The sequence below is a fragment of the Stenotrophomonas sp. 05L44_2 genome (assembly GCF_056665995.1).
Genome location: NZ_JBFTNR010000685.1, coordinates 1 through 2,238, shown reverse-complemented (window position 1 = coordinate 2,238; position 2,238 = coordinate 1). Strand labels below are relative to the sequence as shown.

Here is a 2,238-nt window from a genome sequence, read left to right as displayed (position 1 = left end):
GTGTTGCGCACGGCAGTGGCCATGTCCAGCGCCGAACCGGCCAGCGAGCCGGCCGCGTTGCGCACCACGCCGTCGATGGCAGTAATGGTTTCGCCATACAGCACGTAGCTCGGATCGTCGGCACCGACCGGCGGCATCGCATCGGTCACCAGCAGCAGGCGGCCACGCGGCTTGGCCGCCAGCGCCACCCGCAGGCTGGCCGGATGCACGTGCACGCCATCGACGATGATGCCGATCCAGCTGTCGCGATCTTCCAGTGCCGCGCCGACTGCGCCGGGTTCGCGGCCCTGCAGCGGTGACATCGCGTTGTACAGATGGGTGAAGCCACGCACGCCGGCATCGAGGCCGGCACGGATCTCTTCATAGGTRCCGGCTGTGTGGCCAGCGGCGACGATCACACCRCGCTCGACCAGCGCRCGGATGGTCTCCAGCGGCACGCGCTCGGGCGCCAGGGTCAGCAGGGTCACGCCGTTGTCCAGCGACGACGCCAGTTCGATTTCCTGCTCGTCCGGCACGCGGAACTTGCTGGCATCGTGCGTGCCCTTGCGCGCCGGTGCGATGTAAGGGCCTTCCAGGTGGATGCCGATCACGCCGGGCACGCCCTGTGCGATCGCCTGGCGCATCGCGCCGATCGCCTCGCGCATCACGACCACGTCGTCACTGATCAGGGTCGGCAGCATTGCCGTGGTGCCGAAGCGGCGATGCGCACGGGCAATCGTACGCAGCGACTCGACGTCGGGCGTGTTGTTGAACAGCGCGCCGCCACCGCCATTGACCTGTACATCGATGAAGCCGGGCAGCAGCCAGCCACCGCCCAGATCCACCTGCTCGTCGGCCGTACCCAGCTGTGGCGCCGCGTCGGGCAGCAGCGCGCTGATGTGGCCGTCTTCGATCACCACCGCAAGATCATCGCGGAACTCATCGCCGGCAAGAATGCGGGCATTGCGCAGGACGGTTGCCATCACACCGTCTCCGTCACCTTGTTCAGATGCGGCGGCAGATCCGGGTTGAAGCCGCGGCGCAGCGCCAGTGCATTGATCGCGCGATAGAAGCTCTGCACCGTCAGCARCGGCGCGCACAGCGGATGCGGCGCGGCAGCGACCGGCAGGTTGCCGCCGGCACCGGCCAGCCACACCTTGGCGCCACGTGCGGTGAACTCTTCAGCCACGGCACGGGTACCGGCGCCGGTCTCATCGGGCTGTGCAAAGGCCAGCACCGGGAAGCCGCGATCGACCAGCGCCATCGGACCATGCTTGACCTCGGCCGAGCTGTAGGCCTCGGCATGCAGGCTGCAGGTTTCCTTGAACTTCAGCGCCGCTTCCTGCGCCGCGCCCAGGCCGAGGCCACGGCCGAGCACGAACAGGTTGTTGGCCTCCACCAGGCCATCGGTCACCGCGCTCCAGTCGCATTGCCAGGCCTCGCGCATGGCATCGGGCAGCAGGTCCAGAGCGTTGCGCAGCGCGCTGTCCTGCTTCCAGTACGCGGCCAGCTGCAGCAGCGCGGACAACGAAGCGAGGTAGCTCTTGGTCGCCGCCACGCTCTTCTCCACGCCGGCATGCAGCGGAATGACCGTGTCGGCCAGTTGTGCCAGCGGAGAATCCTCGACGTTGACCAGCGCCACCACGCGCGCGCCAGCGGCCTTGGCCGCTTCGGCATTGCGCAGCAGGTCCGGGCTCTTGCCGGACTGCGAGATGACAATGAACAACGCACCGCGCAGCTGCAGCGGTGCGGCGTAGACCGAACCCACCGATGGCGAGGCCGAGGCAACGACCAGGCCCAGCTGGGTTTCCAGCAGGTACTTGCCGTAGGTGGCGGCATGGTCGGAGCTGCCACGTGCGCAGGTCACCACGAACGGCGGCGGCGCAGCGCGCAGGCTGGCTGCCAGCGTCTCCATCACGGCGTGGTTGCGGGCGAACTGGCGGGCAACGACCTCGGCCGCTTCGGCGGCCTCGGCGAACATCAGGGTGGCGGTGGGATCGGACAGCGACATGGCAGGCTCAGGAAGGATCGGAAGGAAGGGGGCGCGCGGCGGCAGGACGCATCGGTGCGGTCGAGCCGCGCACCACCAGTTGCGGCACGAAGCCCTGGTTGTGCAGCGGCGCCGGCGCATCGTCGTAGGCATCGCTGCGCAGCTGTGCGATCAGCAGGCGCGCGGCATGGCGGGYGATGTCTTCGGTGGCCTGCTTGGCGGTGGTCAGCGGCGGCCACGACTGGCGCGAGAACGGACTGTCCTCGAAG

At 68.7% G+C, this 2,238-nt stretch carries 3 protein-coding genes; all 3 read right to left on the bottom strand.

Annotation, left to right across the window (positions count from 1 at the left end; all coding sequences use genetic code 11):
* Positions 1-962: N-acetylglucosamine-6-phosphate deacetylase (nagA, locus tag AC1VAN_RS19270; protein ID WP_480986485.1), on the bottom strand; the 962-nt coding region annotated here is incomplete at its 3' end.
* A complete protein-coding gene (locus AC1VAN_RS19265) occupies positions 962-1,990 on the bottom strand; it encodes an SIS domain-containing protein (protein WP_025878683.1) in 1,029 nt (342 codons plus the stop codon). The genes nagA and AC1VAN_RS19265, both read right to left, overlap by 1 nt.
* A gap of 7 nt (positions 1,991-1,997) precedes the next feature.
* Positions 1,998-2,238: substrate-binding domain-containing protein (locus tag AC1VAN_RS19260; RefSeq protein WP_480986484.1), on the bottom strand; the 241-nt coding region annotated here is incomplete at its 5' end.